Raw genomic sequence first — 20,754 nt, 5'->3', positions numbered from 1 at the left:
CGCGGCGGAGCGCCATGAACGCCATGCTTGCAGGGTGGCAGCGCGGGATGTGTTACGTTGCCGCACTGGCTGCCCTATCGCTGGCGTCCGGGTGTGCCAGCCTGGATCGCGACGCGCATGCCGATGCGTTGGCCGGACCGGCGGGACTGCACCGGGAAGCGCTGACGGCGGGCGATTTCCGCCTTACCGTGTTCTCGCGCATTCCCCGCCCTGACAAGCCTCTGCGCATCTACATTGAGGGCGATGGATTGGCCTGGATCTCGCGCAGTGAGCCATCGCTGGATCCCACACCGGTCGCGGCAACGGGGCTGGCGCTGGCCGCCGCAGATTCGTCCGCGAGGGCCGCTGCCAACGTCGCCTATCTCGCGCGGCCCTGCCAATTTACGCCGATGCAGGACAATCCCCGCTGCGCCGTCGCGTATTGGACCGGCAAGCGGTTCGCTCCCGAAGTGATCGATTCAATGAACGCGGCGGTCGACCAACTCGTGGCCCGTACCCCTGGGCAGCCCGTGGAGCTTGTCGGCTACTCAGGCGGTGGCGCCATTGCCGTGCTGATCGCGGCGCGCCGCCACGACGTCGCCGCGCTGCACACGGTCGCGGGCAATCTCGACACCGAATACATCAATCGGCTGCACCACGTCTCATCGATGCCGGCGTCTCTTAATCCTATCGACGTGGCGCGGCGAATCGCAGGCATTGCGCAGATCCATTTCAGCGGCGCGCAGGATACGATCGTGCCGCCGGACGTCGCGCGTCGCTTTGCGGCTGCTGCGGGGGGATCCTGTGTGACGACGGTCACGGTGCGCGGCGTCGCGCACGATGGCGACTGGGCGCAACGTTGGCGTGAACTGCTCGCACAAGTGCCGGTTTGCAGAGACCGCTAGCGGGTTGGGGATAGCGGTTGGGGATGGCCTGACGCCTGTCGCCGGTGTCAGCTTTCGCGCACCAATGCGGCGATTGCCTCGACGAGTGTGACGCCGCCACGCAGCGCGTGTTTGCCGTCGTCGCGGAAGCGGAAGTCGCCGTTGTTGAAACCGTCGAGCATCTGGATACGTGGCAGCGGGTTGCGCATGCCCTGCGCCCGAAACAGCGGGTCCCATCCGGCACGGGGCACCGCCTCGGCGCAGACGTCGCGAACGAGCGCACGGGCGAGTGCGGCGGCGATGTCGTCAGGCGAGTAACGCTCGGGGCCTTCGATTTCCCAGATTGGATGGTCGCTGAACGGCGCCTGCATGGCGCGCGCCGCGAAATGGCCGACGTCGCTCGCCGAGACCATCGGAAGCGCCCGATCCACCGGTTGCAAATAGCTCGGCAGCTCCCCGCGTTCGCGAGCGGGCTCGATGTCCCACGCGAAGTTCTCCATCAGCCAGGCCGGACGCAGGAACGTCACCGGCAGCGATAACGACAGCATCGCCGTCTCGAACAAGTGCAGTGCGGTGAGCAGGCTGGGCGTTTCGCAGTCGGCGCCGATGCTCGACAGGCACACCACGCGTTTCGGGCGCGTGGCGGCCAGCGCTTGCCGAATCGCGTCGATCAGGTGCCGCGCATGCGAGAAGTCTGGCTCGGGATCTGCGTTCGGCGGGAGCATCACGAACACGGCCTCGCTGCCGCGAAACGCCTGGGTGAGGGCGTCGACATCGCCGTTTTCCGCGACGGCCATTTCACCGCCCAGTGCGGCCCATCGACTGGAATTGACGGTGTCCGGGACGACGCCCCGCAACGGCAGACCTGCCGCGAGCAGGTCGTGCCCGAGCACGCCGCCCACTCGCCCCGTGATGCCCATTACGGTGTACATGGTCACACCTCACACGCAGTAACGTTGCCGTAAACGTAACACGGGAACCGGCGGCGCCAAAATCGCAGGCGTAACGGCCCGAGAACGGCGACGGACCGTCACGTTATCCTAACGCATGAGCTTGGGCCGTTTTCCGGGGCCGGGGGAATGGAGTACCCGACAGGGACTGATGAACTTGTCGCTGGCGACGGCCGCCTGCGCGAACGTCTCGAAGTAGATCGCATGGTCGGCATTTGCCACATGGGCTCGTTCAATCTCTTCCGCCGACTCGTTCCATGCGAGCCCCAGATATTCGCCATGGTCGTGGAACCAGACGACATAGCCCTTTCTCGACAGGGGTTTGGGCATGTCCGGTGTCTCGCTCGTCTCGAATCGCCGCTTCGTGCCTGCACCTCGGGATTTCACGTTCTCATCGTTCGGATCGCGCATAGGTCGCTCCCAGAAGTTGCCCCACCGATATGGGGGACGCTTCCATCATCCCAGCCGTGAAGTCACTTGAGTTTCAGCAACGTCCGAATTGTCGGCTCGGGACGTCGCCATGCGAAAGCCTCGACGTATTTGCCAAATCGACGTGTGGGGGTGGTTGGCGCTTCGCAAGCCTCAATAGCGGTATCCCAGCGTGAGCATCACGGAGCGATCGTCGCCAAGTGCCACGGCATTGCTCAGACCGCCCGTGTAGTAATGCCTGTTGAAGATGTTCTTCAGGTTCAGCGCGGCGTGCCAGCTCGGTGCGGTGTAGCGAACGCCCACGTCGCTGACCACGAAGCCCGGAATCGTGTAGCCATACGCATAGAGGTTGCTCTGGCCGCGCACCCCCCCATTGATCTCCCAGCGACGCAATTCGCCCGGCAACTGGTAGCGCGCGAACACGTTGAAACTGTGCCGTGGCACGTTGTTGATGCGCACGCCGTTGGTCGACGGTGCCTGGCCACCGTCGTCGGCAATCACGGCCGACGTGTAGGCGTAGCCGCCGGTCACGCTCAACTGATTCGTCGGTGCGGTGTTGAAGCTGAATTCGACGCCGCGCGAATGCTCTTCGCCCACGGCAATGCTGTAGCCGTCGTTGTTCGGATCGCTCTCCAGCACGTTGCGGCGGCGCAGGTCGAATGCCGCGAGCGTCACACTCGTGTGGCCCTTCTGGAGGTCGAACTTCACCCCCGCTTCCCACTGCTTGCCGGTTTCCGGATCGAAGGCGTTGCCGCTCACGTCCGCGCCGCTGTTCGGGTAGAACGAGGTCGCGTAGCTCACATAGGGGCGCACGCCGGGGAACAGCTCGTACATCAGCGCAAGCGAGCCCGTGGTGGCGTTCGACGGGTTGCCGCTCGTGGTGTTGGTCAGCTTGTTGAGCACGTTGCTCGACGCGCTGTCGTAGCGCATGCCCGCCAGCAAGCGCCAGCGTTGGCCGAGCGCGATCTGATCGCGCGCGTAGACGCCCAGATCGCGGATCGTGGTGTACGCGCGCGTTCGTGGCGTGGAAGGACACGTGATCGCACCCGTGTAGACCGGGGCGTACATGTTGATCGAGCCGACCGAGCACGTGGTGGTGGTGACGTCTTCGCGCCCGCGCATGTAGTCCATGCCGACGGTGATCTCGTGGCGGCCGAACGCGGTGTCAAAGGTCTTCTGCGCGTTATTGTCCAGCGAGATCGTGTCGCCGGACCATTGCGAATCGGTGGCCGTGCGGTTCAGCGTGTAGCCGTTCGAGGCGACCTTTCCATTGGCGACGAGCTGGCCGCCCAGCGCGAACTGTTGCCAGCGAGCATTCTGGTTCACGGTCCAGCCCGAGTCGAAATGGTGGGCGAAGCGGTAGCCGATACGTGCCTCGTGCCCCGAGTAGGGCCGCTCACCGGGCTCGCCCGTGAAGGTACTGCGCGACAGGCTGCCGTTCTTGTTCGGGAGCAGCGTGCCGGACCACGGCAGGCCTTGCTGGCGGAGATAATTGCGTTCCTGATAGCTCGTCAGGATCGTGAATTCCGTGCGCGGGCCGAGATCAAGCGATAACGACGGCGCGATATAACGATTGCGCGACCAAACATAGTCGGTGGCGTCATGGCTGTTCGTCGCGAGCGCATTGATGCGAAAGGCGGCCTTGCCGTTCTCCGAGAGCGGCGTGCCCATGTCGATGGTGCTCTGGTAGAAGCCGTGACTGCCCACGGTCGCATCGACGTTGGCGAACGTGTCGGCTTCTGGCCGCTTGCTGACCATGTTGACCATGCCGCCCGGCAGCACGAGTCCGGAAAGCAACGTAGCCGGTCCCTTGATCACTTCGATCTGTTGCAGACCGAAGGTTTCTTCGGCGAAGCGGTTGTTGATGGCCGTGCGCAGGCCGTCGAGATATACGGAATCCGACGCCGTTTGGCCGCGAATGATGAAGTCGTCCCAGCCCCGTCTGCCGTACGTGCCCGAGATCACCCCGGGCACGTCGTGCAGCGCGTCGTTGAGCGTCTGGACCTGTTGCGCGTCCATCAAATCGCGCGTGACGACGCTGATCGATTGCGGCGTCTCGCTCAAAGGCACCGACGACTTCGTGACCTGGGCGGCGGCGGGCGCGTCGAACGCGGTGCGGGGCGCACCGCTCGCACTGACAGACACTGCGGGCAGCGCAACGGTGCCAGACGGACTCATCGACGTGGTGTCGGGCGTGGCGGTGTCGGCGTTCGTTGCGCCTGCGGCAGCCGAACTCGCCACGGCAGTGGACGTGGCCTGCGCGAAGGCGAGCGGCGACGCCGCGATGAAGACCAGCGGCAGTGCAGCGTAATTCTGGAGGCGACGCATCGATGGTAATAAAAATAGAAATGAGAATTATTATTAATTAAGTTGCGTATGCTACTACGGGTCGTCCTCGGTAATCAATGCGCGATGAAATATTGCCCATGTCCCGAGTGCCGGCGCGGGGCGGGCTCATCCCCTTGCGTGTGAGATTGTGTCCGCCGATACGGTAGGGTGAACCGGCGGGATCTCAGCTAGCGGATGATCGTCTTGAATACGCGATTTCGGTCGACGGTCGCCGCGTCAGGCAGGCCATTGCCGTCGTCTTTGGGGGGCACCGAATCCACATCCTCGAGCACGGGGCCGGTGTAACGTCCGCGCGGTCGGATCACCTTTCCGACCTTGAGCTGCTCCATGCTGTGCGCAAGCAGGCCGACACTTCGGGCGGTGGCGAATAGGGCGAAGGAGGCGTCGCGCGGAAGCTTGAGTTGAGAAGCCAGAACGGCAAGCGCGACATCGATGTTCGGTTGAAGCCCCGTCAAACGGGTCACAGTCTCGATAAATGACGCCAGTTCTTCGGGGGGATCGAGGCGCTCCAGCAAAGCCTGAGCGCGCGGGTCGCCTTCGGGATAGAGATGATGGCTGAATCCCGGGATCGGGAGGGCCGACCGCAAGTGATGGGCCACCACACTTTCCGCCCCGACTCGCTCTACGTCATCGAACACGGCACGGACACGGCCTGAGGCGTCGCCGTGCAACGGGCCTGAGAAGGCCGCCAGCCCGGTGAGCAGGCATCCCGGCAGCGATGCGCCGGTGGATGCCGTGATTCTTGCGGCAAAGGCCGAACTGGTTAGCTCGTGATCGGCAACGAGTACCAGGGCTCTGCGAATGAGGTCGGTGCCCTCGCTTCCTTGCCCCCATCCAAGCGCCAGTCGTTCATGCGTGAGCGTCGCCTTCTCGTTGCATTTCGCACCAAACGCATGGGAGACGAGCGCGACCAGGTGGCCCGCCTCGGTATGCAGTGCCCGGTCGGTTCGGCCGTGTGTCGAGTGACCGTTCGCGGCAAGCGCGGCCAAGGACATGAAAGCGCACTGTCTGCCGCGCTCTTCCCACTGCAGCGGGGTTCCTTCAATGTCAAAGGCAATTGGCGATCGTGCATTCCACAGGATGGCGGCAACGTCTTCGAGCGTCGATGTCTGTGACAGGCGAATGCTATCGCGCCCGCGGTAGTACGCGCGCCCTTTGGAAAACGTAGTGATTGCGCTGTGGATGCAAGGCTCGGCGCCGAATATCGTGCCTGCGGCAAGGGCGGCGCGTTTGCGGCCGACCTGCTTCTTTCGGCAAAGGATCGCGACGTCCTCTGCACGATACAAGCTCTTGCGCGGGTCGGCGGGGTCCGGCATGACGGCGATGTTGCCTCGGCTGACGTAGGCGTAGATCGTCTGCGCTTGCACGCCCAACTGTCGGGCCGCTTCGGTCAACGTGATCCAGGTTCGCATGGAATAGGCGTTCGGTATGGGGCAGGGCGCTCAAAACGGGCAGCGGGACTCACTCGTTTCGAGTGAGTCCCGAGGGGGGCGCCTCAATATTGACGGCTCTTCAAGTAAAAGTCATCTCGCTGGGCTTGCGCTCAAGGACTTCAATGAGGATCTCGCCCGGCGACTTCACAAACAGTGCCCGGACGCCGGCACGGACCGGCTTGATCGGCTCGACGATATCGGCTTCGCAGGCCTTGAGGTGATTGAAGGCGGCATCGAGATCATCGACGGTCACGCCGAAATGATCGATGCCTTGCGTGCGCGTGCCACGTGAGATTTCGGTCGTATGCGCGCCGGACAGTTGGGTGATGAATAAATTGATGGACCCGATGCGCAGATCCACTCGCCCCGGACGTCGAACGACTTCCGCATTCAGGCACAGGGCAAACCACGCTGCCGTGGCTTCAGCGTCTGCAGAACATAGCTGAAGGTGATCCCATTTAAATTCAATCATGTCGTTCGATCGATAGTTGGGGGCGTTCAAAGCTCGATTCTGGAGAGCTTGCCCAGGAGAACGGAATACGAAAACGTCCCGAGCAGGCAGATAGCGCCCATCAGATTCAGTGCCCAGTAAAACTGTCCCGTGCGTTGTATGACGTAACCGATCATCAGCGGCGTCGTCACGGCAGCAATGTTGGCGGCGAGGCTCGTGATACTGCTGGTGAGGCCGACGTACTGGCGGGGAGCAATCTCGGACACGGCGGCCCAGGACATCGACCCGACACCTTGCGCAAAGAAGGCGATGGTCAGAATGGCGATGACCCACGCGTTCGATTCCACGAAATTCACCAGGACGATGGATGAGCCGAGCAGCGTTCCAATGACCAGCGGTGCTTTGCGCGCGGCGGAGAGGGAGACGCCACGACGAATAAAGAAGTCCGAGAGACAGCCCGCGACGAGGATGCCAAGCGTTGCGCCCAAGAACGGGAGTGCCTGAAAAATCCCGACCTTGATCATCGACATATGACGCGCCTCGGCCAAATACGTCATGAACCAGGTGGTGAAAAAGACCAGTATCGTGTTGTTGCAGAACTTGCCGAGGCAAATGGCCAGAATCTGGCGATACCCGAGCAGTTTGAGTGCCATCCGCCAGTTGAACTTCTCCCGTGGCTTCTGTGCGGACGGCGTGTGCGCTTCATTGATGTACTCGAGTTCGGCCTTGTTCACCCAGCGATGTCGCGAGGGATCCCGGTATGCACAGAACCAGATCACACTGAAAAGAATCCCGAAACCTCCGGTCACAAAGAACACGGAACGCCACCCCGCGGTGGCCGATATCCACAGCAGAAGGCCCGTAAAAATGGGCGTTCCGATGTACTGTCCCATCACGTAGACGCTGGTCGCGAATCCGCGCTCCTGCGTGGGAAACCATAGTGTCACCGCGCGAGCATTCGACGGAAACGCGGGCGCCTCGAGCGCGCCCATCGTTAGCCGGGACCCAAGCAGCATGTGATAGCCGTTGGCCAAGCCCTGCGTCACCGTCGCGAGCGACCATCCCACGAGCGACAGCGCATAGGCAATTCGTGAGCCAAGCACGTCGGCAAGGATGCCGCTGGGCAGCAAGGCCATGGAGTATGCGAGACCGAAGGCGGCGAACAACTCCCCCATCTGCATCTTGTTTAACGCGAGATCTTTTGAAAGGCTTGGGGCGACGATGCCGAGGGCGGATCGGTCGACGTAGTTAAGAATCGTCGCGACCAGCAACATCGACAGCACGACGTATCTGACCTTTGACGGTCTTGCCGTGATATCGCGCGATGCGGTGTCGAGCGCCGACAGGTGTTGTTCCTCTGCAAATTTCATCGTTGTCTCCTGATTGGGTGCCTGCCAGTGGCTATTTTTGTGGGGCAGGCAGTTGCCGGGTTATCCGCGGCCTACGAAGGGCATGGTGGTGGCCATGATGGTCATGTTCAGAACGTTCGCTTCTAGCGGCAGGCTGGCGATATGTGCTACGGCGTTCGCGACATGAGAGACGTCGATTCGCGCTTCGGGGGCCATACTGCCGTCGGCCTGAAGGACGCCACGTGTCATCCGCTCGGTGAGCGACGTTGCCGCGTTGCCAATGTCGATTTGGCTGCAGGCGATGCGGTATGCGCGGCCGTCTAACGCCAACGATTTTGTGATGCCCGACACGGCGTGCTTGGTGGCCGTGTAGGCGATGGTATTGGGGCGGGGGGAGTGCGCCGAGATGGATCCGTTGTTGATAATTCGCCCGCCTTGCGGCGTTTGATTTTTCATGATGCGCCAGGCGGCTCTCGCGCACAGGAACACACCCGTCAGGTTGGTTGCGACGACGTCGTTCCAGAAGTCGAGCTGGTATTCGTCCAGCGGCACGGCACCGGCGTTGCGCCCGGCGTTGTTGAAGAGGACGTCCAGACGTCCGAATTCGCGAAGGATTTGCGCGAATGCCGCGTCTACGGAGCATTCATCGCCGACATCGGCCGCCGCGACATACGCGTCGCCGCCTGCATCATCGATGGCCGCTTTGGTTTCCTGAAGGGGCGCATCCCGGCGTCCGATCAGCGCGACGGTAAATCCGGAAGCGGCGAGGGCGATGGCGGCCGCTCGACCGATGCCGGAACCGGCACCTGTGACGGCGGCGAACTTCTTCGAAGTCGACATGAAAATACCTTTTCTCGTGGAGTTACGAGCCGAGAATGGCATCGGCCGAGACCGCCGGGCAATCTTGATTCTTTCAATCAACATCCGGACGCGCAGCCACTCGGTGGTTCCTCAGGGTTTTCCTGAGACGCCAGATGTGCGGGGGCGGTCCCGTGGTGGGATGCGATCGGGGAAGCACGTTTGGGGCAGTTCTGGGGTTGATTGATTCAATCAACATTGACCTTGGGTTGACGGGTTTCGTAGTCTGTGTGCGACCATCTACTTGGAGAAAAGATCATGTCGCAAAGCACGCGCACCCAACTGTTGATCGCGCGAAAAGTGCCGCAAGCCGTGGCGAGCCGCGCAGTGTCGGAATTCAACGCCTACGTGACCGAGTCGGATATGGACGCATGGGCGGTGGTGGAATTCTGCAAGGCACGCGAGGTGCCAGCCGTTCTGGTCGGGAAGAAGTCCGGCTTGCAGGAAGCGCACATCGCGGCGTTGCCATCCACGGTAAAGATCATTGCCAATGCCAGCGCGGGCGTTGATCACATGAACGTGGCGTTCGCCCGCGAGCGAGGCATTGTCGTGACGAACGCGCCCGACGCCTTGACCGAGTGCACGGCGGACTTCGCAATGTTGCTGGTGCTGGCGGCGAGTCGGCGTGCGGCGGAATACGAAAAAATCATGCGCGCCGGTTGGGGGAAATCGTTTGGCATGACTGACATGCTGGGCACGCGCGTCAACGGAAAAACGATTGGCATCGTGGGTTTCGGACGTATCGGGCGAGCGGTCGCAAAGCGCGCGCAGGCGTTTGGCATGAAGGTGGCCTACACCGACATCCAGCGGGCATCGCCGGCGCTGGAAAACGGGGCGGTGTTCTATTCAAGCCTCGAGGAACTGCTGCCGCATTGCCAGGTGGTTTCGCTGCATGTTCCCGGTGGCGGATCGCCTCTCATGACGAAGGCGCAGTTCGATCTTATGCCGAAGGGGGCCGTATTTGTGAACGCGGCGCGTGGCGATCTGGTAGATGAAGATGCGCTTTACGGCGCATTGACGTCGGGGCACCTTTTCGGCGCGGGTCTCGATGTGTATCGAAATGAGCCCAATGTCGATGCCCGCTTCGCATCGCTGGACAACGTATTTCTTACGCCTCACATGGCGAGCGCGACGAAAGAGACGCGCGACCAGATGGGTTTCACCGCGTTGGATAATGTGGCGGCTGTGCTTGAGGGGCGACGGGTGCTGAATCCGGTCTGACCGGATTCGGTTGTGCAAAACACCCTTAGGCGTTTTCGTCGACGTGTGATTACTCAGTGGCGCGGCAGGCAATCACTGATGGGGGACCGGGCATAACCACGGTCCGCCAGCTTGACGTTCTAGTGAAGGATTTTCGCCGCCAGTGAGAGCCGCTTGGCCGCCGCCCCGAGACGCTTATCGCGCGTCCAAATGGCAGCCCCAGCCGTGAGGCGTGTTGCCGCAAGTAGATGGGCATCAACGTAGCCGATGCCCAACCCGAAAAGCGTTTGCTCTCCGATGAAACGCAAGACCTCGTCATCCGTTGCCACAGTAACGCATGGAAGATCGCGCAGCGTTGAAATGACGACATCGCGATTCTTGAGGCTGCCAAGCGCAAGTTCACCAATCACGTCGGGATGGGCCAACACTCGCCCAGCGTTGAGCAACTGGACAAGTGTGGCGTCACCGGCCCTTAGATGGTCGATCCAAACCGAGGTGTCGACCAGAATCATGCGGGCTCCGTTTGGCGGCGCGGGATATCGGTGAGGTCTGCCTCTGTTCCACCCAGACGAGCCAAACGGCGGGCGCTTTCGCGCTCTATCAAAGCCTTGAGCGCTTCACGGATCAAGGCTGACTTCTCCTGCAAGCCTGTGAATGCTTGCGCTTTCGCGAGAAGCTCATCGTCCAACGCCAAAGTAGTGCGCATACGTCACCTCTATTGATGTGAGTGGCACAATTATAGCATCAAATGATGTTTGTATTCGTGCCTCAGGGTTGTTGGGTCGCCGTGCATGTCGTCAAGCCGCCATCGACAGACTTTCAACTGGAATTCGTTTCGCCTCTTATACGTCACGAACGTTTTCGCAGTGGGTCAAAACTTTTTGAGTGGCGGCGCATAGGCTGGGATATTCGGAAGTTGCTGAAACGCAAGGCTCGGCACCACTTCACCATTCATTCTCAAGGGCGAGTTTGGCGCAAAGAAAGAACTCCTCGGAGGGGCACTGAAATTCGACGGTTTCCCGTTCCCATTTTGAGTGACTGGTGGATGAGTCGAAATGGAGATTGGCCAAACCACGCTCCCAGGCAAATGTCATCGCTCTCAGAGTGATGATTTCTCCGTCTATGATCACGTCCTGGCGGATTTCGATATCGCTCGGCTGGCGATTTATCCATCGTTGTGTTGTAGCTACGAATAAGCTGCTCACGTCGATAAACGTTTCAACTTCTGATCGATTAGGAACAAGATATTCATGTTCCACCTGGTTTCGAAGTTGATTCAACCTATTAAGGATGCGGGGGGGGCCGTAACCCCTATGTTTGAAATGAACTCGGTCATACGCGGGAATGAGCGTCGGCCCTCAAAACTGGCAAAACCGAAGCCGAGACACACATCTTCCATGCGGAGATGCAATGCTCGTTTTGCATTTGTCAGGGCGTTCACCAAGTGACGTTCTGACTCGCCGTCCGATAGATCATTTTCCGAGAATTTCAGGTACTGTTCTGCCGAAATTGGCTTGTCCCGGGTTTTGATCGATGACCATGTATAGATCCAATCCCCGTCTGGCCGAAATGTCCGAAGATTGAACTTCTCAGCCAATTCTTTTGTGGCCGGCACTAGCAACTCCGGCTTAATGTTGTCGAAGCATTCTAGCTCGTGCCGAGTGATGGTGGCCTGTTCCCATGAGCGAGGCGGACCAATTCAGAAGCGAAGAACCATCAGCTTAAACCGAGATACCGGTGTCCGACGTTTGCAGAGGCACCCGCGGTTTAATTTGAGATTGATACTCGGCCTTGTGGCTAAGTATATGCTGTTCGCGCGGGGGGCAAAGGCACTGACTCGTCGCAGACGCAACGGCCTCGGGCCTACGCCAAAATTACACCAAACAACTGGGAAAGCCTTGTGGGATATAGATCTTGTGGTGCCCAGGGCCGGAATCGAACCGGCACGCCTTGCGGCGGGGGATTTTGAGTCCCCTGCGTCTACCAATTTCACCACCTGGGCAGGTGTGCGTTCACCGAGCGGTGTCGCAGCGTGACTCGTTCAACGAACCTAACGGCTCACCGGACGAAGGCGAGATTATGACCGAAATTTTTCGCGGCCACAAGCCCGCCCCGTCGGCGTTCAATGAACTTGCTGTTGACTCTCGAGCACGCGCAGCAGCGACGACGTGTCGTCATGTCCCCAACCGCGCTCCATCAGCGCCGTCAGCTGGGCTTTCACCAGTGACAGGGCCGGCAGCGAGAGCCCTGCGTCGGCCACGGCGTCCAGGATCATCGCGAAATCCTTGTCGTGCAAACGCGCTTCAATGCCCGCCGCAAAGTCGCGATGGGCCATCTTCGGCCCCATCATGTCGAGCATTCGACTGCCCGCCAGCCCCTGCGAAATCGCTTCGATGACCTTGTCCTGATCCACGCCGTTGCGCGCCGCGAACAGCATCGCCTCCGCAATGCCCTGGATATTGATCACCTGCACGATCTGATTGCACGCCTTCGCCACCTGACCCGCCCCCACGTCGCCCACATGCGTGATCGTCGTGCCCAACACGGACAACAGTGGCTTGACCTTCTCGAAGACGTCATTCGACGCGCCGGCCATGATCGACAGCGAAGCGTCGGCCGCGCGTGATGGCCCGCCAGACACGGGCGCGTCCACGAGCGCAATCTCGTGAAGCGCCAGGCGCGCGGCCATGCGCCGCGTCGCCTCCGCCGAAATCGTGCTGTGATCCACGCAGATCGTGCCCGCCCGCGCTCCATGCACCACGCCCTCCGCCCCGAGCAGCACCGCCTCCACGTCCTGTGTTGTCGTGACGTTGGTAACGACGAAGTCCGCATCGGCGGCGGCCTGCGCGGGCGTTGCGAACACTTTTGCGCCCTGCGCGACGAACGGAGCCGCAGCCTCAGGCCGGCGCGCGTAGAGGTGCAACCGATGCCCCGCGGCCATCAAATGACGAACCATCTGGCCGCCCATGGCGCCCAGCCCGATAAACGCGATGGTGTATGTCGTCATGCCGGCATCAATTCGAGACGTAGACGAACTTGCCGTTCTTGATCTGCCCCATCACGCTGGCACGCTGATCGAGCCCCACGTGGTCCTTCGGGCTGAGATTCATGATGCCGTTCGGAATGGCGAGATTGTGCGTGGATTCGAGCGCATCGCGCAGCGCCGCACGGAATGCCGGCGTGCCCGGTGCCGCCACCTTCACGGCGCGCGGCACGGCATCGTTGAGCAGATCCCACACGCCATAGGCGTCGGCGGCGAACTGCGTGACCGTATCGGGGCCGTATTTGGCCTCGTACTGCTTGGTGAATGCCAACGCCGCCGCGCGCGCCGGATGCCCGGCCGGCAACGTCTTGGCAACCACACCCGGTTGTGTCGGGAATAGCGTGCCTTCCACGTCCTTGCCCCCCACGCGAACAAAGTCGTACGTGGCGATGCCGTGCGTCTGGTAGATCTTCCCGGCATACCCGCGCTCCTGCAGCGTACGCTGCGGCAATGCGGCGGGCGTGCCCGAACCGGCGACCAGGACAGCGTCAGGCTTGGCCGCCATCAGCTTCAGGATCTGGCCCGTGACACTCGTGTCCGTGCGGTTGAAACGCTCCTGCGCCACAACCTTGATCTTGCGAAGTTCGGCAAACTTCGAGAACTCTTTCCACCAGCTCTCGCCGTAGGCATCGGCAAAGCCGATAAAGCCCACCGTCTTGATCCCGTGGTTGGCCATGTAGCGCGTCATCACGTCGGCCATCGCCGAATCGTTCGCGGCCATCTTGAAGGCCCACCGGCGCTTGGCATCCTGCGGCTCCACGGCGACGGCCGAACCGATCAGGGTGATCATCGGCGTCTCGGCCTCCGAAATCGGGTCGAGCATGGCCAGCGCGCTCGGCGTAATGTTCGGGCCGACGATGACGTCGACCTTGTTCTCACTGATGAATTTGCGCGCGTTCTTCACGGCCGTACCGGGGTCGGTGCCGTCGTCAAGAAAGAGGTAGTGCGCCTTCTGCCCGCCAATATGGTCGGGCCAAAGCTGCATGGCATTCTTGCTGGCAATACCGATGGCGGCCGCCGGTCCGGTCGACGACAGATCGATGCCGACGGTGATATCGGCGCGAGCCGCCGTCACAACACCGGCAAGGGTCAGGGCAAGCAGCACGCCCGACAGTCGGATGCCGCGAAGAGGTGAGCGCATGGGGTCTCCTGTTGATCGAATCGCGTAAGCATACCGCACCGCTTGCGTTCGGCCAGCGAAGAAAAATAGTGCCAGGCCCGCCCCGCAATGCGGGACGCGGCTCGCCCGCCGACTGGGCGTCGGCGCACGGTTTCCCCAAAGCGCCCGACGCGCTTAAAGCTCGTAAGTCTCGTGTTCGCCGCGCAAGGCTTGCTCGACGAGCTTGCGCGTCAGGAGTGGTGACAGCAATTCGACCATCGTGAACACGTAACCGCGCAGATAGGCGCCCTGTTTGAGGGCGACGCGCGTCACATTCGTACCGAACAGGTGTCCCACCTGGAGCGCCCGGAGATTGCGGTCGCGTTCCGGGTCAAATGCCACCCCGGCCAGAATCCCCACGCCAAGCCCCAATTCGACATAGGTCTTGATGACATCGGCGTCGATCGCCTCGAGCACGATGTCCGGCTGGACGTGACGCAGCGCGAAGGCGTGATCGATCTTGGCGCGGCCGGCGAATTGGGGGTCATAAGTAATCAGCGGATATTTCGCCAGATCCTCGATGCCGACGGACGGGAGTTGCAGCAGCGGGTGATCCGGCGGCACCACAGCCACATGCTGCCATTGATAGCAAGGCAGCGACACCAGATCCTTATAGCCGGCAATCGCTTCGGTCGCGATGGCCAGATCCGCTTGATCGTGCAGCACCATTTCTGCGATCTGCGTCGGGCTCCCCTGCAAGATCGAGAGCCGCACCTTCGGATACCGCTTCTTGAACTCGGCCACCGCGTGTGGCAGCGAATATCGCGCCTGAGTATGCGTCGTGGCGATCGCCAGACTGCCCTGATCCTGCGCGGCGTAGTCCTTGCCGATCCGCTTGAGGCTCTCCACCTCCAGCAGGATTCGCTCGACGGACTCGAAAATGATGCGCCCGGGCTCGGTCAGATTACGGATGCGCTTGCCATGCCGGGCAAAGATGTCCACGCCAAGCTCTTCTTCCAGCTCGATGATGGCCTTCGAAACCCCCGGCTGGGAGGTAAACAGCGCCTTGGCGGCTGCGGTCAGGTTGAAATTCTGGCGAACGGCTTCGCGCACGAAGCGGAACTGATGCAGGTTCATTTGTATAACTTTCGAAAATATACAAACAATTTTTAATTCGTTTGAAGTATATAGCGTTTTCATTACAGTGGGTGCCACTGTTTCGATAACGTTATTCCCGCCAGGCATTAAGCACCAACAGGAACGTCATACATGTCGCTGTGGCTCGAACCCCTCTCCGGATTTGGCGTCGGCCTGCTGGTCGGTCTGACCGGCGTCGGCGGGGGCTCGCTGATGACGCCTCTGCTGACGCTGCTGCTTGGCTACGCGGCGCCGGTCGCGGTCGGCACCGATCTGGCGTTTGCGGCGGTGACCAAGAGCTTCGGCACGGTTGCGCATCGCTCGCACGGCCACGTGAAATGGCACATCGTGCGCAGGCTCACGCTTGGCGCCTTGCCGGCGGCGCTGGTGACGATCGTTGTCCTGAAGCGCCTGGGCGGCATCGACGACGCGGCGCTGCATGTCATCAAGCTGACGATCGCGGCCTCGGTGCTGCTCACGGTGCTCTCCCTGCTGTTCCGCGCCAAGCTGCTGGCGGCGCTGCGCACCCACCCGAACTGGCAGTTGACGGGCCGCAAGCAGGTCGTGGCCACCGTGCTGGTGGGCGCCGTGATCGGCGTGCTCGTCACGATTTCCTCGATTGGCGCCGGTGCCGTTGGCGCGACGCTGATTCTGATGCTGTACCCGCAGTTGGAACCGGCCGAAGTCGCCGGAACCGATATCGCGTACGCGGTGCCGCTGACGGCCATCGCGGCGCTGGGTCATATTTGGCTCGGGACGGTGCACTGGGCACTGCTCGGCAGTCTGTTGATCGGCTCGCTGCCCGGGATCTGGCTGGGTGCGAAGCTCACCCGTCATCTGCCCGAGCGCGTGGTGCGCGGGGCGCTGGCGGCAACGCTCACGCTCGCGGCAGTGAAGCTGGTCGGCTGACCCCCACAGACAACAAGGAGTTCGCGACATGCGAAACGAATCCCGCTGGGAACCCACGCAAGCCAATGCACCGTCGAACGGGGCCGATGCCGAGCATCATGACATGGCGCTGCTCGACGAGATGGAAGCCGTGCTGGCCGAGCGCCTCGCCCGCATCGCGGGTTCGCATCGCAACGTGAAGTTTGCCAGCAGTCTGGCCGCTGAAGACATGCTCATTACGCACGTGATTCTGCGCCAGCAACTGCCGATCACCGTATTCACGCTCAATACCGGGCGTTTGCATGCCGAGACGCTGGGCATGCTCGATCAGATCAAATCGCGCTATGGCTACGACGTCGCGCAGTACGCGCCGCAGGCCGATGCCGTCGAGACGTACGTGGCCGAGCACGGCGCGAATGCATTCTATGAAAGCGTGGACCTGCGCAAGGCGTGCTGCCAGGTTCGCAAGGTCGAGCCGCTCGGCCGCGCGTTGGCCGACGCCGACGCCTGGCTCACCGGCCAGCGACGCGAGCAGTCGGTCACGCGCGAGGAGCTGGCGTTCGCCGAGCACGACGACGCGCGCGGCATCGCCAAGTACAACCCGATTTTCGACTGGACTGAAGCGCAGGTGTGGGCCTATCTGACGGCACGTGACGTGCCGGTCAACCCACTGCATGCGCGCGGCTACCCGAGCATCGGCTGCGAGCCGTGTACGCGTGCCATCCGCCCGGGGGAAGACAGCCGCGCCGGGCGCTGGTGGTGGGAGTCGCGCGACAGCAAGGAATGCGGGTTGCATGCGAGCAACCTGAGCCAGATCCCGGTGTCCGTGCAGTCGCGCTGAGGCAGCGGGCACGGCGCAGGCGGATCAGGCGAGCCAGCAAGACATATGACGATGTGACGGCCCCAAGCGGCGGCACATCGCGACGAATCGAATCACGGAAATTTCGGAATCATCAAGGAAGGGAACACTATGGGTGCGATGCACGAAGTCGCGCAAGCCAACGGCTCGCGTATGGATCATCTGGACTGGCTCGAAGCCGAATCGATGTACATCCTGCGCGAGGTCGTGGCGGAGTGCCGCAAACCCGCGCTGCTGTTCTCGGGCGGCAAGGATTCGGTCGTGGTGCTGCATCTGGCGCTCAAGGCCTTCGGCCTTGGCCCGAACCGCAAGACGGTGCTGCCGTTCCCGCTCGTCCATATCGACACCGGTCACAACTATCCGGAAGTGATCGAGTTCCGCGACCGTCACGCCAAGGCGCTCGGCGCCGAGCTGGTCGTGGGTCACGTGGAAGATTCGATCGAGCGCGGTACGGTCCGACTGCGTCGCGAGAACGATTCGCGCAACGCGGCGCAGGCCGTGACGCTGCTCGAAACCGTCGCCGAACACGGCTACGACGCCATGATCGGCGGTGCGCGCCGCGACGAAGAGAAGGCCCGCGCAAAAGAGCGCATCTTCTCGTTCCGCGACGAATTCGGTCAGTGGGATCCGAAGGCGCAGCGTCCGGAGCTGTGGCATCTGTTCAACGCGCGTCTGCACAAAGGCGAACACCTGCGCGTGTTCCCGATCTCGAACTGGACCGAACTGGACGTGTGGCAATACATCGCCCGCGAGAACCTCGACCTGCCGTCGATCTACTACGCCCATGAGCGCGAAATCGTGCGTCGCAACGGGTTGCTCGTGCCGGTCACGCCGCTCACGCCGAAGCAGGACGACGAGTCGAGCGAACTGGCGTCGGTGCGCTTCCGTACCGTCGGAGACATCAGTTGCACGTGCCCGGTTGCCAGCGTTGCCGCCAGCCCGGTGGAGATCATTGCCGAGACGGCCGTGACCGACATCACCGAGCGCGGTGCCACCCGCATGGACGATCAGGCATCGGAAGCCGCGATGGAACAGCGCAAGAAGCAGGGCTATTTCTAAGGCGCCGAACCGCCGCCATCCGCCCTAAGTACAGACACATCGGCCCGCCGGGCGCGCAGATTCGCCGCGCCAGGGGCCACGCAATCGAGTCAAGACATCATGAGCCTCACCCCGCATCTGGAAGACCTCGGCGTGCTGCGTTTCATCACGGCAGGCAGCGTCGACGACGGCAAAAGCACGTTGATCGGCCGTCTGCTGTATGACAGCAAGTCGGTCCTGACCGACCAGCTTTCCGCCATCGCACGCGCCAAGCACAAGCGTACCGCCGGCGAAGACATCGATTTCTCGCTGCTCACCGACGGCCTCGAAGCCGAGCGCGAGCAGGGCATTACCATCGACGTCGCCTATCGCTACTTCACGACCGCGCGCCGCAAGTTCATCATCGCCGACACGCCGGGCCACGAGCAGTACACGCGCAACATGGTCACGGGTGCATCGACGGCGCACGCCGCGATCATTCTGGTCGATGCCACGCGCGTGACCGAAGTCGACGGCCACACGGAGTTGCTCGCGCAGACCAAGCGTCACAGTGCCATCGTCAAACTGCTGGGCCTGCAGCACGTCATTGTCGCCATCAACAAGATGGATCTGATCGACTACAGCGAGACAGCGTTCAACGCCATTCGCGCCGCCTATCTGGATCTGGCGCAGCGCCTGGGGCTGGAGGACGTTCGCTTCGTGCCCGTCTCCGCGCTCAAGGGCGACAACATCGTGTACGCGAGCGAGCGCATGCCGTGGTATCAGGACGAACCGTTGCTCGACATCCTCGAATCGCTGCCGGTCGCGCAGTCGGGCGGCGAACTGCGCTTCCCGGTGCAACTGGTGGCGCGTCAGGACGGCGCTCATGCGGATGACTTCCGCGGCTACATGGGACGCGTGGAATCGGGTTCGGTGCGTGTCGGTCAGGCGCTGCGCGTGCTGCCGGCGGGCCGCACGGCGAGCGTCGCCGAGATCATCGGGCCACGCGGCTTGCTCGAGGAAGCGTTTGCCGGGCAGTGCGTGACGATTCGTCTGACCGAAGACGTGGATGTGTCGCGCGGCGACACGTTTGTGGCGGGCGCATCGACGCTGGAGCCGTCGCGCAAACTGGCGGCCGACGTCTGCTGGTTCGACGAGGATGCCCTCGCGCCGCAGCGCAAGTACCTGCTCAAGCAGGCGACCACCACGGTGTATGTGAAGGTTGGCAGCGTGGACACGGTGCTCGACGTCAGCACGCTCTTGCACGGCACGGATAAGGCGACGCTCGCCATGAACGACATCGGCCGTGTGCAGTTGAGCTTGCAGAAGCCGGTGGCCGCCGACACGTATGATGCGAACCCGGCCACGGGCGCGTTTGTGCTGATCGACGAAGCCACGCACCACACGGTGGCGGCGGGCATGATCCGCAGCCTCGCGGCGTAAGTATTGCGTATTGCATATTGCGTTACCCGGCGCACGGCCCCTCGGAGGGGGCCGGCGCCAAACCCTCACGAACCATGGCGACATCATGACGGTGACTTCTTCGCAAACCGGTACGGCGCCGGGCAAGGTCTATCTCGTCGGGGCGGGCCCCGGCGCGGCCGATCTGATCACGGTGCGCGGCGCGCGACTGTTGGCCCAGGCCGACGTGGTGCTGCACGACGCGCTCGTCGAGCCCGAGATGCTCGCGCTGTGTCCGCAGGCCAGGCGCATTGCTGTCGGTAAGCGCTGCGGGAAGCAGTCGAGTGCGCAGCACTTCATCAACAAGCAGTTGATCGACCACGCGCGTACCCACGCGCTGGTCGTGCGCTTGAAGGGCGGCGATCCGATGCTGTTCGGTCGTGCCGACGAGGAGTTGCGCGCGCTGGAGGCGGCAGGTATTGCGGTGGAAGTGGTGCCCGGCATTACGGCGGCACTGGCCAGTGCCGCAGCGCTTGGGCGTTCATTGACGTTGCGCGGCGTGTCCCGCAGTGTGGCCTTCGCCACGCAAAGCCGTGCGCCCGAGTCGGCCGAGATCGCGGCGCAGGCGTCGGCCGATTCGCTCGTCTATTACATGGGACGCGACAGCGCCCAGCGCATTGCGGTGGAATTGATTGCGGCAGGCAAGCCGGCGGCGACACCCGTGGCGATCGTGGAGGCCGCAACGACATCGCGCGAGCGACGGGTGCGCCTGACGCTGGACGACGTTCGCCAAGGGTTGGCGGCGTCGTGGTTCGACGCGTCGCAGCCGAGCGTCCTGCTCATCGGCGAGGCGTTCGCACACGCTGATGCCGCGTCGTTGCACGAGTGGGCGACACAGGCGGCGATGGCGGCCTGACGACGATCACTTCCAGGCGTCGGTCAGCGACGTTCGTGCCGGTCACGGCTTACGTAAAACGGCGTCACAGTTCACCCTGTGACGCCGTTTTCTCATTCTGTCGATGCACTGCCGCGATGAGGCGATTTCCCTCAGTCGCCGTCCATCATCCTGCCGCAATAGTCGGCGAGGGCGTCGAGCACCGTGTCGTCCTCGCCGATGGCGGCGCTCACGCGCAATTCGAGGCCGGGGTGGGCGGCGCGGCAAGCGTCGGCGAGCGCCGGCAGATCGCGCCTCACGTGGCCGCCCTGGCCCAGGAAGACCGGCACCAACGTGATATCGAACGTTCCCTGCGACGCCATGGTCGCCACGGCGTCACCGAGGTTCGGTGCCATCAGTTCCAGGAAGGCCAACCGAACGTCGGCGTCGGGACGCCGGGCGCTCAGCTTGTCGCGCAGCCGCTCGAAAGGCTCGGCCCAGCGTGGGTCGCGGGATCCATGGGCGAACAGGACGATGCCGGGTTTGCTGGACAT

At 62.5% G+C, this 20,754-nt stretch carries 21 protein-coding genes and 1 tRNA gene; 7 read left to right on the top strand and 15 right to left on the bottom strand.

Annotated features, from left to right (window positions below; all coding sequences use genetic code 11):
* Positions 1-14: 14 nt before the first annotated feature.
* Positions 15-884, top strand: coding sequence for an alpha/beta fold hydrolase (locus PSO31014_RS15095; protein WP_150552350.1), 870 nt, complete (start codon positions 15-17; stop codon positions 882-884).
* A 47-nt stretch (positions 885-931) separates the two neighbouring features.
* Here PSO31014_RS15095 and PSO31014_RS15090 read toward each other — a convergent pair whose 3' ends face one another.
* The 7 genes from PSO31014_RS15090 to PSO31014_RS15060 form a co-directional block, all read right to left on the bottom strand.
* Complete coding sequence (locus PSO31014_RS15090) at positions 932-1,795, bottom strand: NmrA family NAD(P)-binding protein (protein WP_150552349.1); 864 nt, start codon at positions 1,793-1,795, stop codon at positions 932-934.
* A 108-nt stretch (positions 1,796-1,903) separates the two neighbouring features.
* Complete coding sequence (locus tag PSO31014_RS15085) at positions 1,904-2,224, bottom strand: hypothetical protein (protein ID WP_150552348.1); 321 nt, start codon at positions 2,222-2,224, stop codon at positions 1,904-1,906.
* 171 nt (positions 2,225-2,395) lie between these two features.
* A complete protein-coding gene (locus tag PSO31014_RS15080; protein ID WP_150552347.1) occupies positions 2,396-4,570 on the bottom strand; it encodes a TonB-dependent siderophore receptor in 2,175 nt (724 codons plus the stop codon).
* 188 nt (positions 4,571-4,758) lie between these two features.
* On the bottom strand, positions 4,759-6,003 hold the full coding sequence (locus PSO31014_RS15075) for a citrate synthase (RefSeq protein WP_150552346.1): 1,245 nt from the start codon (positions 6,001-6,003) through the stop codon (positions 4,759-4,761).
* A 100-nt stretch (positions 6,004-6,103) separates the two neighbouring features.
* Positions 6,104-6,496 carry a VOC family protein gene (locus PSO31014_RS15070; protein ID WP_150552486.1) on the bottom strand — a complete coding sequence of 131 codons (393 nt, stop codon included), beginning with the start codon at positions 6,494-6,496 and terminating at the stop codon, positions 6,104-6,106.
* Positions 6,497-6,522: 26 nt separating this feature from the next.
* Positions 6,523-7,845: an MFS transporter gene (locus PSO31014_RS15065; RefSeq protein ID WP_150552345.1), complete on the bottom strand. Its 1,323-nt coding sequence runs from the start codon at positions 7,843-7,845 to the stop codon at positions 6,523-6,525.
* Positions 7,846-7,905: 60 nt separating this feature from the next.
* The gene (locus PSO31014_RS15060) at positions 7,906-8,664 is read right to left on the bottom strand and encodes an SDR family oxidoreductase (RefSeq protein ID WP_150552344.1); all 759 of its coding nucleotides are present in this window, start codon (positions 8,662-8,664) and stop codon (positions 7,906-7,908) included.
* A 276-nt stretch (positions 8,665-8,940) separates the two neighbouring features.
* Here PSO31014_RS15060 and PSO31014_RS15055 point away from each other — a divergent pair, with 276 nt between their 5' ends.
* Entirely contained in the window at positions 8,941-9,903 is a 963-nt protein-coding gene (locus PSO31014_RS15055) for a 2-hydroxyacid dehydrogenase (protein ID WP_150552343.1), read from the top strand.
* A 119-nt stretch (positions 9,904-10,022) separates the two neighbouring features.
* Here the strand turns inward: PSO31014_RS15055 and PSO31014_RS15050 are convergent, their stop codons facing one another.
* The 7 genes from PSO31014_RS15050 to PSO31014_RS15020 form a co-directional block, all read right to left on the bottom strand.
* Positions 10,023-10,394: a type II toxin-antitoxin system VapC family toxin gene (locus PSO31014_RS15050; RefSeq protein WP_150552342.1), complete on the bottom strand. Its 372-nt coding sequence runs from the start codon at positions 10,392-10,394 to the stop codon at positions 10,023-10,025.
* Positions 10,391-10,588: a type II toxin-antitoxin system VapB family antitoxin gene (locus tag PSO31014_RS15045; RefSeq protein ID WP_150552341.1), complete on the bottom strand. Its 198-nt coding sequence runs from the start codon at positions 10,586-10,588 to the stop codon at positions 10,391-10,393. The genes PSO31014_RS15050 and PSO31014_RS15045 overlap by 4 nt, the downstream gene beginning before the upstream one ends.
* Positions 10,589-10,826: 238 nt before the next feature.
* Positions 10,827-11,141, bottom strand: coding sequence for a hypothetical protein (locus tag PSO31014_RS15040; protein ID WP_150552340.1), 315 nt, complete (start codon positions 11,139-11,141; stop codon positions 10,827-10,829).
* A 658-nt stretch (positions 11,142-11,799) separates the two neighbouring features.
* Positions 11,800-11,884 (bottom strand) — tRNA-Leu (locus PSO31014_RS15035).
* Positions 11,885-12,004: 120 nt separating this feature from the next.
* A complete protein-coding gene (locus PSO31014_RS15030) occupies positions 12,005-12,889 on the bottom strand; it encodes an NAD(P)-dependent oxidoreductase (RefSeq protein WP_150552339.1) in 885 nt (294 codons plus the stop codon).
* A gap of 7 nt (positions 12,890-12,896) precedes the next feature.
* A complete protein-coding gene (locus PSO31014_RS15025; protein WP_150552338.1) occupies positions 12,897-14,066 on the bottom strand; it encodes an ABC transporter substrate-binding protein in 1,170 nt (389 codons plus the stop codon).
* 153 nt (positions 14,067-14,219) lie between these two features.
* Positions 14,220-15,161 carry a CysB family HTH-type transcriptional regulator gene (locus PSO31014_RS15020; protein WP_150552337.1) on the bottom strand — a complete coding sequence of 314 codons (942 nt, stop codon included), beginning with the start codon at positions 15,159-15,161 and terminating at the stop codon, positions 14,220-14,222.
* A 132-nt stretch (positions 15,162-15,293) separates the two neighbouring features.
* Between PSO31014_RS15020 and PSO31014_RS15015 the strand changes: the two genes are divergently transcribed.
* The 5 genes from PSO31014_RS15015 to cobA all read left to right on the top strand — a co-directional run bounded on the left by PSO31014_RS15015 (position 15,294) and on the right by cobA (position 20,242).
* On the top strand, positions 15,294-16,070 hold the full coding sequence (locus PSO31014_RS15015; RefSeq protein ID WP_130025170.1) for a sulfite exporter TauE/SafE family protein: 777 nt from the start codon (positions 15,294-15,296) through the stop codon (positions 16,068-16,070).
* A gap of 103 nt (positions 16,071-16,173) precedes the next feature.
* A complete protein-coding gene (locus PSO31014_RS15010; RefSeq protein ID WP_150552485.1) occupies positions 16,174-16,890 on the top strand; it encodes a phosphoadenylyl-sulfate reductase in 717 nt (238 codons plus the stop codon).
* Between the two features lie 129 nt (positions 16,891-17,019).
* Positions 17,020-17,967, top strand: a complete 948-nt coding sequence (gene cysD, locus PSO31014_RS15005; protein WP_150552336.1) for a sulfate adenylyltransferase subunit CysD — start codon at positions 17,020-17,022, stop codon at positions 17,965-17,967.
* A 99-nt stretch (positions 17,968-18,066) separates the two neighbouring features.
* A complete protein-coding gene (locus PSO31014_RS15000) occupies positions 18,067-19,368 on the top strand; it encodes a sulfate adenylyltransferase subunit 1 (RefSeq protein ID WP_150552335.1) in 1,302 nt (433 codons plus the stop codon).
* 85 nt (positions 19,369-19,453) lie between these two features.
* Entirely contained in the window at positions 19,454-20,242 is a 789-nt protein-coding gene (cobA, locus tag PSO31014_RS14995) for a uroporphyrinogen-III C-methyltransferase (protein WP_150552334.1), read from the top strand.
* A 131-nt stretch (positions 20,243-20,373) separates the two neighbouring features.
* Here cobA and PSO31014_RS14990 read toward each other — a convergent pair whose 3' ends face one another.
* On the bottom strand, positions 20,374-20,754 hold the full coding sequence (locus PSO31014_RS14990; RefSeq protein ID WP_150552333.1) for a sirohydrochlorin chelatase: 381 nt from the start codon (positions 20,752-20,754) through the stop codon (positions 20,374-20,376).

This window comes from Pandoraea soli (assembly GCF_902459595.1).
GTDB classification, from domain to species: domain Bacteria; phylum Pseudomonadota; class Gammaproteobacteria; order Burkholderiales; family Burkholderiaceae; genus Pandoraea; species Pandoraea cepalis.
The sequence above is the reverse complement of the archived record's forward strand: the minus strand, read 5'-3'. Positions and strand labels throughout refer to the sequence as shown.

Excerpts from the sequence above, each read along its gene's own strand:
- PSO31014_RS15095 (WP_150552350.1), top strand. The coding sequence starts at position 15 with ATGAACGCCATGCTTGCAGGGTGGCAGCGCGGGATGTGTTACGTTGCC.
- PSO31014_RS15090 (WP_150552349.1), bottom strand. The coding sequence starts at position 1,795 with ATGTACACCGTAATGGGCATCACGGGGCGAGTGGGCGGCGTGCTCGGG.
- PSO31014_RS15085 (WP_150552348.1), bottom strand. The coding sequence starts at position 2,224 with ATGCGCGATCCGAACGATGAGAACGTGAAATCCCGAGGTGCAGGCACG.
- PSO31014_RS15080 (WP_150552347.1), bottom strand. The coding sequence starts at position 4,570 with ATGCGTCGCCTCCAGAATTACGCTGCACTGCCGCTGGTCTTCATCGCG.
- PSO31014_RS15075 (WP_150552346.1), bottom strand. The coding sequence starts at position 6,003 with ATGCGAACCTGGATCACGTTGACCGAAGCGGCCCGACAGTTGGGCGTG.
- PSO31014_RS15070 (WP_150552486.1), bottom strand. The coding sequence starts at position 6,496 with ATGATTGAATTTAAATGGGATCACCTTCAGCTATGTTCTGCAGACGCT.
- PSO31014_RS15065 (WP_150552345.1), bottom strand. The coding sequence starts at position 7,845 with ATGAAATTTGCAGAGGAACAACACCTGTCGGCGCTCGACACCGCATCG.
- PSO31014_RS15060 (WP_150552344.1), bottom strand. The coding sequence starts at position 8,664 with ATGTCGACTTCGAAGAAGTTCGCCGCCGTCACAGGTGCCGGTTCCGGC.
- PSO31014_RS15055 (WP_150552343.1), top strand. The coding sequence starts at position 8,941 with ATGTCGCAAAGCACGCGCACCCAACTGTTGATCGCGCGAAAAGTGCCG.
- PSO31014_RS15050 (WP_150552342.1), bottom strand. The coding sequence starts at position 10,394 with ATGATTCTGGTCGACACCTCGGTTTGGATCGACCATCTAAGGGCCGGT.
- PSO31014_RS15045 (WP_150552341.1), bottom strand. The coding sequence starts at position 10,588 with ATGCGCACTACTTTGGCGTTGGACGATGAGCTTCTCGCGAAAGCGCAA.
- PSO31014_RS15030 (WP_150552339.1), bottom strand. The coding sequence starts at position 12,889 with ATGACGACATACACCATCGCGTTTATCGGGCTGGGCGCCATGGGCGGC.
- PSO31014_RS15025 (WP_150552338.1), bottom strand. The coding sequence starts at position 14,066 with ATGCGCTCACCTCTTCGCGGCATCCGACTGTCGGGCGTGCTGCTTGCC.
- PSO31014_RS15020 (WP_150552337.1), bottom strand. The coding sequence starts at position 15,161 with ATGAACCTGCATCAGTTCCGCTTCGTGCGCGAAGCCGTTCGCCAGAAT.
- PSO31014_RS15015 (WP_130025170.1), top strand. The coding sequence starts at position 15,294 with ATGTCGCTGTGGCTCGAACCCCTCTCCGGATTTGGCGTCGGCCTGCTG.
- PSO31014_RS15010 (WP_150552485.1), top strand. The coding sequence starts at position 16,174 with ATGGCGCTGCTCGACGAGATGGAAGCCGTGCTGGCCGAGCGCCTCGCC.
- cysD (WP_150552336.1), top strand. The coding sequence starts at position 17,020 with ATGGGTGCGATGCACGAAGTCGCGCAAGCCAACGGCTCGCGTATGGAT.
- PSO31014_RS15000 (WP_150552335.1), top strand. The coding sequence starts at position 18,067 with ATGAGCCTCACCCCGCATCTGGAAGACCTCGGCGTGCTGCGTTTCATC.
- cobA (WP_150552334.1), top strand. The coding sequence starts at position 19,454 with ATGACGGTGACTTCTTCGCAAACCGGTACGGCGCCGGGCAAGGTCTAT.
- PSO31014_RS14990 (WP_150552333.1), bottom strand. The coding sequence starts at position 20,754 with ATGTCCAGCAAACCCGGCATCGTCCTGTTCGCCCATGGATCCCGCGAC.